The 6,349-nt window shown below is 74.3% G+C and carries 9 protein-coding genes; 4 read left to right on the top strand and 5 right to left on the bottom strand.

All coding sequences use genetic code 11. The features are described 5' to 3' along the window. The coding region (locus AB0B76_RS09580) for a YbfB/YjiJ family MFS transporter (protein WP_360372146.1) at positions 1 to 625 on the bottom strand (625 nt) is incomplete at its 3' end. Then, the gene (locus tag AB0B76_RS09575) at positions 622 to 1,398 is read right to left on the bottom strand and encodes an alpha/beta fold hydrolase (RefSeq protein WP_360372143.1); all 777 of its coding nucleotides are present in this window, start codon (positions 1,396 to 1,398) and stop codon (positions 622 to 624) included. The genes AB0B76_RS09575 and AB0B76_RS09580, both read right to left, overlap by 4 nt. A gap of 137 nt (positions 1,399 to 1,535) precedes the next feature. Here AB0B76_RS09575 and AB0B76_RS09570 point away from each other — a divergent pair, with 137 nt between their 5' ends. After that, a complete protein-coding gene (locus tag AB0B76_RS09570) occupies positions 1,536 to 2,129 on the top strand; it encodes a TetR/AcrR family transcriptional regulator (protein ID WP_360372140.1) in 594 nt (197 codons plus the stop codon). Between the two features lie 458 nt (positions 2,130 to 2,587). Here AB0B76_RS09570 and AB0B76_RS09565 read toward each other — a convergent pair whose 3' ends face one another. The 3 genes from AB0B76_RS09565 to AB0B76_RS09555 are packed head-to-tail and all read right to left on the bottom strand — an operon-like array spanning position 2,588 to position 4,759. Next, on the bottom strand, positions 2,588 to 2,923 hold the full coding sequence (locus tag AB0B76_RS09565; RefSeq protein WP_360372137.1) for a hypothetical protein: 336 nt from the start codon (positions 2,921 to 2,923) through the stop codon (positions 2,588 to 2,590). 12 nt (positions 2,924 to 2,935) lie between these two features. Then, positions 2,936 to 3,481, bottom strand: a complete 546-nt coding sequence (locus AB0B76_RS09560) for a DUF4232 domain-containing protein (RefSeq protein ID WP_360372134.1) — start codon at positions 3,479 to 3,481, stop codon at positions 2,936 to 2,938. 15 nt (positions 3,482 to 3,496) lie between these two features. Further along, positions 3,497 to 4,759, bottom strand: a complete 1,263-nt coding sequence (locus tag AB0B76_RS09555) for an alpha-hydroxy-acid oxidizing protein (protein ID WP_360372131.1) — start codon at positions 4,757 to 4,759, stop codon at positions 3,497 to 3,499. 19 nt (positions 4,760 to 4,778) lie between these two features. Here AB0B76_RS09555 and AB0B76_RS09550 point away from each other — a divergent pair, with 19 nt between their 5' ends. The 3 genes from AB0B76_RS09550 (at position 4,779) to AB0B76_RS09540 (ending at position 6,342) form a co-directional block, all read left to right on the top strand. Then, entirely contained in the window at positions 4,779 to 5,216 is a 438-nt protein-coding gene (locus AB0B76_RS09550) for a hypothetical protein (protein WP_360372128.1), read from the top strand. A gap of 107 nt (positions 5,217 to 5,323) precedes the next feature. Next, positions 5,324 to 5,725, top strand: coding sequence for an HIT family protein (locus tag AB0B76_RS09545; protein ID WP_360372125.1), 402 nt, complete (start codon positions 5,324 to 5,326; stop codon positions 5,723 to 5,725). A gap of 11 nt (positions 5,726 to 5,736) precedes the next feature. Continuing rightward, complete coding sequence (locus AB0B76_RS09540; protein WP_360372122.1) at positions 5,737 to 6,342, top strand: hypothetical protein; 606 nt, start codon at positions 5,737 to 5,739, stop codon at positions 6,340 to 6,342. Positions 6,343 to 6,349 lie beyond the last annotated feature (7 nt).

The raw sequence follows: 6,349 nt of genomic DNA, 5'->3' as shown, positions 1-6,349 counted from the left end.
ACGGCACGAGCGGTCCAGACGGCACGAACGGTCCAGACCGCACCCGCGGTACGGACGGTCCGGGCGGCACGGGCGGCGCACTCATCTCCGGTTCTTTCGGCCGGCTCCCCTCGGCCATACGCCACGACCCGGCCGTGCACACGGCGGCCACAACGGCCAGGTACAGCCAGGCGAGGGGCCAGCGCCCCACATCCCCCGCGAGCAGCGGCGGCAACACCGCCCCGGCCGCCGCGACCCCCAGCCCGGCCCCGGCGAAGAACCCGCGCCCCGGGGCCAGCACCGCCCCGGACACGAACACGAGCGCCCCCGCGAACCCGGTCACCGCACGGGCGGACAACACCACCGCGTACTCATCCCCCGTGACGGCGGTCGCGGCCAGCGACACCGTGCACAACACCATCCCGGCCCGGAACACGGCCCGCGGGCCCCAGCGGCGTTCGGCCCCCGGCGTGGCCAGCGCCCCGGCGAGGTACCCGACCCCGTTGGCCACGGCGAGCGTCGCCGCCGTGCCGAACGACCAGCCGAGGTTGCCGGCCATCGCGGGGAGCACGAGACCGTACGCGAAACGGCCGAGCCCGATCGCGGTGGCGCTGCCCAGCGCGAGGCGGCGCATCGGCCCGCTCATCCGACCGGCAGCACACGGCCCAGGAACCCGGCCACGAGGCGGATCATGGCCACCCGCCGGTCGGACAGCGCGTGATCGGTGTCGAGGAGGGCATGCTCGAGTGCAGGATTCGTGGCGTACGACCGCAGTAATGGACGGAAATGCACATCCGGATCGGCCACGGCGTCGCGGTCACCGCCTACGAGCAGCACCGGCCGGTCCGCGAGGCGCTCGGCGAGGGCACTCAGGCGCCAGTCCGCGGCCGCCGCGACCATCTCGTCGACGAGGGCGGCGCCGCTGGTACCGCGCAACGGCAGCAGCTCGCCGTCGAAGTCCCGCACGTAGGCCGCGTGCCGCGCGGTGTCGCCCGCGGCCAGGTCACCGGCCGCGCCGAGATCGAAGGGCGCTAGCACGGCCACGGCCCGGATGCCGGGGTCGGCGGCCGCCGCACGGAGGGCCGTGAAACCGCCGAGGCTGTGCCCCACCAACGCGACACGGGTCGGGTCGACGGCGAAGCCTGCGAGCGCACCGTCGCGGATCAGTGACAGGACGTTGGCGACGTCGGCCTGGACGCCCGCCCATGACCAGGTGCCGGGCGTGCCCCATGACCCGCGGTAGTGGAAGCTCAGCGTCGCGTAACCGAGACGGCGCAGCGCCTGGGCCAGGTCCGCGTTGCGCTCGTTGCCCGGGAAGCCGTTGAGGACCACCACGAGCGGGTGCGGGCCCTCGCCTGCCGGGGTCAGTAACACCGCCGGGAGCAGGGCGTCGCCGCTGGGCAGGGCCGGGGTGGCCATCGCCGCGGGCGGTCCCGGGCGGGGTGGAGGGTCATCGAAGAGGTGGTCCACTGGCGTCCCCAATCGCGTGATGGAACCGATCGGTTCGATCTGGCGTCACCGTAGCAGGTGATCGAACCGGGCGGTACCATCTCTGCATGCCCGTTGCGAAAGGCGCGCAGCTCGATCCGGCGCAGACGCGCGCGGCCCTGCTCGCCGCGGCGACCCGGCTGTTCTACGAGCGCGGGCTCGACGGCATCGGGGTCGCGGAGCTGTGTGCGGCGGTCGGGGCGTCGAAGGAGACGTTGTACCGGCACTTCGGCTCCAAGGAGGGCCTGGTCCGCGCCGTGCTGGAGCAGCGCAGCGACCGGGTCAGCGCATGGTTGGCGGAGGCCGCGCTGGCCGCCGGTGACGACCCGTTCGCCCGGCTCGACGCGGTGTTCACCGCGCTCGGCCGCTGGTACGAGGAGCCCGACTTCCGCGGCTGCGCGATCCTCAACGCGGCCGCCCAGCGCCACGAGGACCCGGCGCGCGCCGTGGCCGCCCGGCACCTGGACCGGCGCCTGCAGCTCCTGACCGGCATCGCCATCGACGCGGGCGCGGCGAACCCGCCCGAGACCGGGCGGCAGCTGCTCATGCTGGTCGCGGGGGCCACCGCGGTCGCCGACCACCACGGCGAACCGGCCGCCGCCGAATCCGCCCGCCAGGCCGCGCGCGTCCTGCTGTCATCCGCACGCATCGCGCCCTCCTAACGGCGCTCCCGCTCAGCGGCGCTCGCACTGACCGGCGCACGCACAGAACTGCGGCGCACGCACAAGAGCAGCGGCGCACGCACTGGCCGACGCCCGCATTCAGCAGCGCACGCGCAGAGCAGCGGCGCTTGCATGACCGGCGCTCACATTCAGCCGCGCACGCACAGAGCGGCGGCGCACACGTTGAGCGGCGCTTGCATGACCGGCGCGCGCATTCAGCCGCGCACGCGCAGAGCGGCAGCAGGCTCACACTGACCAGTGCACACACAGCGCACGCACGCGCGCACAAAGCGGCGCACGCACAGAGCAACGACACTCACACATCCAGCAGCGCACGTGCAGAGCAACGGCGCACGAATCCAGCAGCGCACGTGCAGAGCAACGGCGCACGCACGCACGGGAGCAGCGCACGAACAGAGCAGAGCGCGCACACGCGCACAAAGCGGCGGCGCACGCGTTCAGCGGCGCTCGGGCACGTCCAGCAGGATGTCGGCAAGGGCCCGGTGCACCCGCGACACCCGGGGCGGCGCCGCGTCCACGGTGAGGTCCAGGTCCGGCCCGACCCCCAGCTGCGCCGCCGGTACGTCGTGCAGCTCGATCTCCAGCCGCTCCCCCGTCATGCGCCACCCGCGCACCGCCGACTCCACGCACGCGCGGTCGCCGTTGGACACCTCGTGCGGCTCGGCCTCCCAGGTGCCGCGCCTGAAGCGCAGCATCGTGCCGCTCTCGCCCGGCCCCTCCGCCAGCGTCAGCGTCATGACGTCATCTACGTGCTCGTAGTGCGTGTACGACATCCGCACAGTCCGTCACTTTAGCCACACGCTCACCTCGAGGCGACCCGTGGAGCCGAGATCGAGCGGCACGGGCGGCTGCACGATCTGGCGCGGGCCGCCCGGGGCCGGGGCCACGGACAGGTACACGCCGCTCACCGGGGGTTTTCTGATGTCGTCGTACGTGTTGCGCCAGGCCAGCACTGCCGTCGTGCTCTGCCCGGGCGCCAGGGTCAACGGCTGGGCCGGCTCGTTGTGGCGCACGCCGGGCACGATCGCGATGTCCTGCACGTCGCGGTCCTTGCCGAGCACGACGACCTCGGGCTGGCCGTTCACCGTGACCGGGCGGTCGCCGCAGTTGATGAGGTGCAGGCCCATCTCGCGGTAGCCCATGGCCGCGTCGCCGCGGTCGGCCGTGATCTTCACGCCGCCCTCGGGGCAGGCGGCCGCCTCCTCCAGGGACGGCGACGCGCCGACGGACGGTGACACGCCGGGCGTCGGCAGCGTGTTGCGCGGCTGCGTACCGGGCCGGGCACAGGCGGTGAGCAGCAGGGCGAGCAGCAGTACCCCCGTGATTCTCATGCGTCGATCCTGCCCTCAGGGCGCGGGTTGCAGCGCTTCCGGGGTCAGTTCCGCGAGGTTCGCCACGCCGGTCAGGCCCATCGTCAGGTCCAGCTCCGCCAGCACGTTCTCGATCACCTGCCGCACGCCGTCGGCGCCCGCGAGCGCGAGGCCGTAGAGGTGCGGGCGCCCGAGCAGGCACGCGTCGGCGCCGAGGGCCAGGGCGACGAAGACGTCGGCGCCGGTACGGATGCCGCTGTCGAACAGCAGCGTGGGCTCATCGCCGACCGCGGCGCGGATCGCGACCAGGGCGTCGAGCGCGGCCACGGTGTGGTCGACCTGGCGGCCGCCGTGGTTGGACACGACGATCCCGTCCACGCCGGCATCGAGCGCGCGCCGGGCGTCGGCGGGGTGCAGGACGCCCTTGAGCAGGATCGGCAGCCGGGTCCGGCCGCGCAGCGTCTCCAGGTGGGCCCAGCTCAGCCCCGGGTTGGAGTAGATGTCGAGGAACGTCTCCACCGCCGCGCGGGGCTCCCGCGAGCGCAGGTTGGCCCACGTCCCGCCGGGGTGCTCGCGCGCGATCGACAGCAGCGTGCGCAGGGCCCCGAGGGTGACCTGTGCCTTCCCGGGCGGCCGGGCCGCGCGTTCGCGGACGATCTCCATGAAGCGGGGGTCGGAGGTGTACTGCGCGATGCCCTGCCCGCGCGCGAACGGCAACGAGCCGAGGTTGAGGTCCTGCGGCCGCCACCCGAGCATCGTCGTGTCGAGCGTGACGACGAGCGCCTTCGCCCCGCAGTCCTCGGCCCGCCCGATGAGCGAGTCGACCAGCCGCTCGTCGGTGGACCAGTAGAGCTGGTACCAGAACGGCGTCTCCCCCATCGCCCGCGCGGTGCGCTCCATGGGGCTGCAGCCCTGGTTCGAGAAGATGTACGGCACCCCCGCGGCCGCCGCCCCCTGCGCGATGAGCACGTCGGAGTCGCGCCGCACCAGCGCCCCGGCCCCGACGGGCGCGAGCAGCAGTGGCGCGGCCAGGGGCGTGCCGGCGACCTCGGTGCGCAGGTCGCGCTCGGTGATGCCGTGCAGCATGCGCGGTACCACCCGCCACCGCTCGAACGCCGCCCGGTTGTGCCGCATCGTGGCGCCCTCCCCGGCCCCGCCGGCCACGTAGGCCCAGGCCCGCGCGGACATCCGCCGCCGGGCGAGGGACTCGAGCCGGGCGGCGTCGGTGGGCACGGAGGGCCTGCGCCCGAGGGACCCTTGCCGATACACGATGCCCTGCCGCGCGCGCCCGATGCTCATGCGCGGACGGTACCTTCAAATGGTGAGCCCGGACGACCTGCGCGACGCCACCTGCGTGGCCTGCCCCGGCCAGTCTCTGCCCCTGGGCTCCTTCGACGTCACCGACCGCCCCGGCCCGGCCGTCCCGTACGACAGCGGCCGCGGCTACCGCGTGCACGCGGCCACGGGCACCCCGACGTGCGTGCACCCGTACCGGGTGGGCGTGCCACCGGCCCGATACGCCTCGGCCGCGGCCGCCCTGCCGCCGGTCGGCGCCCCACCACCGCCGATTGCGGACGAGGACCTCGAGCTCCCGGCCGACGCGACCCTGCTGGAGGCCTGGCTGATCGCCGTCGTCCGCGCCGCTCCCCCGGCGGCCCTGGCCGTGGCCCTGCGCCGCGCGGAGATCCTGGCCCGGCAACGCTTCACCCCGGCGGAGATCGTGGTGGCTCTGCGCCGCGTGCTGGGCAGCGCCTGAGCAGCGTCGCGTGAGGGCAAAGTCCGCGCGCCGCGTGCTGCGCGGCGCCACGTGAGGTCAAGGTCCGCGCGCCACGTGCCGGGCCGCGCCGCCTAAAGTGAAGGTCCATGAGCAGCGTCTTCTCGAAGATTCTCGCCGGTGAGCTTCCCGGCCGTTTCGTGTGGCAGGACGACGACGTCGCCGCGTTCCTGAGCATCGCCCCGCTGCGCCCCGGCCACACGCTTGTCGTGCCGCGCCAGGAGGTCGACCAGTGGACGAACGCCGACCCGGCCCTGTTGGCCAGGTGCACCGCGGTCGCGCAGACGATCGGCCGCGCGGTCCAGCGCGTCTGGGACGCCCCGCGCGTCGGGCTCGTCGTCGCCGGCTTCGAGGTACCACATCTGCATTTCCACGTCTTCCCGACGTGGGGCATGGACGACTTCGACTTCGGGCGGGTCGATCAGAACCCGGACCCGGCCGCGCTGGACGAGGCCGCGGACCGGATCCGGGCCGCGCTGGCCGAGCTTTAGAGAAGGTTCGTGTGCGGCTGACGTTCGACGGGTGGATCGCCGGGTTGGGGACGGGCAGCGGGACGCGGCTCGTGGTCGGGCACTGGCCGCGCTCGCCCTTCGGGCCCGTCAGTGACGTGATGGTCGAGCGCCCCGACGGGCATCGGGTGCTCCTCGCGCCGCACGCGGAGCTGGCCCGGTTCGTCGCCGCCACGTACGCGTTCGACGAGGTCCGGCTCGGGCCTGTGCGTGTCGAGCGGTCGTGGGCGGTCACCGCCGGGCCACTCGAGCTGCGCTTCACCGTGGGCCGGCGCAGCGGGCTGGGGTGGCTGCTGCGCGCGGTACCGCCGCCGATCGCCCGGCACCCGAGCTGGGTGCGGCTCCTGGACCGGCCGGCGCGGCTGGCGCTGCGGGGCGTGCGCACGTGCGGCAGTGCGGGCGACGGGCGGCGGGAATGGTACGGCGCGCAGGACCTCCACCCGATAGTCGCCGCCACCGCCGCGTGGGACGGGCGCGACCTCGGGGCGCTGACGGACGTCGAGCCGCCGGTGCGCTTCGGGTTCGGGTCGACGCCCCGCCACCCGTCGTTGGCCCGGATCACCACCACCGTCGATGTGCCGGACACCCGGGAACCCTAGGCTCCGC

It is taken from the genome of Dactylosporangium sp. NPDC049140, from assembly GCF_040648435.1.
This window is presented reverse-complemented; position numbering and strand designations above follow the sequence as displayed.

What these genes read in the sequence shown, in the direction of transcription:
- AB0B76_RS09575 (WP_360372143.1), bottom strand. Translation starts at nt 1,398, where the DNA reads ATGGCCACCCCGGCCCTGCCCAGCGGCGACGCCCTGCTCCCGGCGGTG.
- AB0B76_RS09560 (WP_360372134.1), bottom strand. Translation starts at nt 3,481, where the DNA reads ATGAGAATCACGGGGGTACTGCTGCTCGCCCTGCTGCTCACCGCCTGT.
- AB0B76_RS09570 (WP_360372140.1), top strand. Translation starts at nt 1,536, where the DNA reads ATGCCCGTTGCGAAAGGCGCGCAGCTCGATCCGGCGCAGACGCGCGCG.
- AB0B76_RS09550 (WP_360372128.1), top strand. Translation starts at nt 4,779, where the DNA reads ATGGTGAGCCCGGACGACCTGCGCGACGCCACCTGCGTGGCCTGCCCC.
- AB0B76_RS09545 (WP_360372125.1), top strand. Translation starts at nt 5,324, where the DNA reads ATGAGCAGCGTCTTCTCGAAGATTCTCGCCGGTGAGCTTCCCGGCCGT.
- AB0B76_RS09555 (WP_360372131.1), bottom strand. Translation starts at nt 4,759, where the DNA reads ATGAGCATCGGGCGCGCGCGGCAGGGCATCGTGTATCGGCAAGGGTCC.
- AB0B76_RS09565 (WP_360372137.1), bottom strand. Translation starts at nt 2,923, where the DNA reads ATGTCGTACACGCACTACGAGCACGTAGATGACGTCATGACGCTGACG.